Genomic DNA, 1,471 nt, shown 5'->3' with positions numbered 1-1,471 from the left:
CCTAGTAAGTCGGGTTTAACCCGCTGTTCGGACTCTCACCTGACCATGAACGGTCTGATGCTGGTGACATTCACGATGTAGAACTTCCAAATTTATAGGTTTCCAATTGTTATGGTTGCCGTCGATATGGTGTAGTTCTGCAATATCACCTGACATGAACGATAGATTACATTCTGTACATTTGTGATTCTGTTTCTTGAGAAGTCGTGCCGTTATTCCATAGTAGTTAGCATTCTCTCGTTTTGACCAATAAACAAAATCGCCATCATAGGGTGATTTATCTCCCTTGACAATGACAAACTTGCAGGCTGACCAACTAACCGCAGGAATTGCTCTTTTTATAACCTTATTGGTTTGATAACGGTTGTATCTTCCTTGTTTCCGAATGAATTTCCATAACCAATAGTGCAGTGGCCACAGGTTGTGTTGACTCAGATCGCAGAATCTATGGTAATTTCTCCACCCTCTTACCACCAAACCACACTTGTTGATTCGATGTTCGAGAGTGAAACGACTATCTTTTATCACTTCTTTAACTTTTGCCTTAATGCTAATTGTAGCTTTTTGACTGGGTGTTGAAATGAATTTACCATTGGGTTTAACTGAGAAGTTCCACCCAAGGAAGTCGAAACCATCTGTACTATGTACGACTTTGGTTTTGGCTTCTTTAACTTTTAATCCTCTTGTTTCCAAGAATTTATCAATGTGTCCTCGGAGGGGTTCAGGGTCGTCTTCTGGTTTCAGAATAAACACAACGTCATCCGCATAACGAAATCCCGTAATAGTGTCTATGTATCTGCCACCATTTCTGATTTTTAATCTGACCTCATGACCAACATTTTCTAATCCGTGAAGGACTATATTTGCTAGTAATGGGCTGAAAACTCCCCCTTGGGGCGTACCGGATTCTGATAAAGGAAATTCTCCTCGGACTCCAGCTTTTATTGCCCTAAATACCCCTTGTTTTGCTGCCTTTGGTAGTTGGACTGATTGCATTAAGAATTTGTGGTCAATCTTGTCGAAACATTTTTCAATATCCAATTCCAAAATTCTTTTTTCTAACCCATTACTGCTAGAGTTTAGATTATTGAATAATTGTCTCTGAATATCATGGCAGCTTCGGCTAGGTCTAAACCCATAAGAATGAGCGTTGAACGTAGCTTCTGCTACTGGTTCCAAGGCATATTTGATGAGACATTGATATGCTCTGTCGCTAATGGTCGGGATTCCTAGTCCTCTTTTAGTTCCGTCTACTTTGGGGATGTACACTCGCTTTAGGGGCTGATGTTTCCATTGCTTCCAGTTCTTAACTAACACTTCAAATAGTGCCAGTCTTTGTGAGGGTTCGAGGGCTTTCTTTCCGTCCACCCCTGCGGTTTTCCGTCCAGTATTTAACTGTGTCACTTGCCGAACAGCAAGCAATTTCGCTGCTCTGGAGCTTAATAAAAGTTTCTGAAGCTTACGCACTAGG

General features: G+C 41.3%; 1 protein-coding gene. It reads right to left on the bottom strand.

Going from position 1 to position 1,471, the window contains the following annotated elements:
* Positions 1 to 15: 15 nt before the first annotated feature.
* Positions 16 to 1,471 (bottom strand): group II intron reverse transcriptase/maturase (ltrA, locus tag QUA54_RS34205; RefSeq protein WP_333419470.1); only part of this gene is annotated, 1,456 nt, incomplete at its 5' end.

Source organism: Microcoleus sp. MOSTC5 (assembly GCF_036701825.1).
Taxonomy (GTDB): Bacteria; Cyanobacteriota; Cyanobacteriia; order Cyanobacteriales; family Microcoleaceae; genus Microcoleus; species Microcoleus asticus.
Note: the sequence above shows the minus strand (reverse complement) of the source record. Positions and strands in the feature narration are given on the sequence as shown.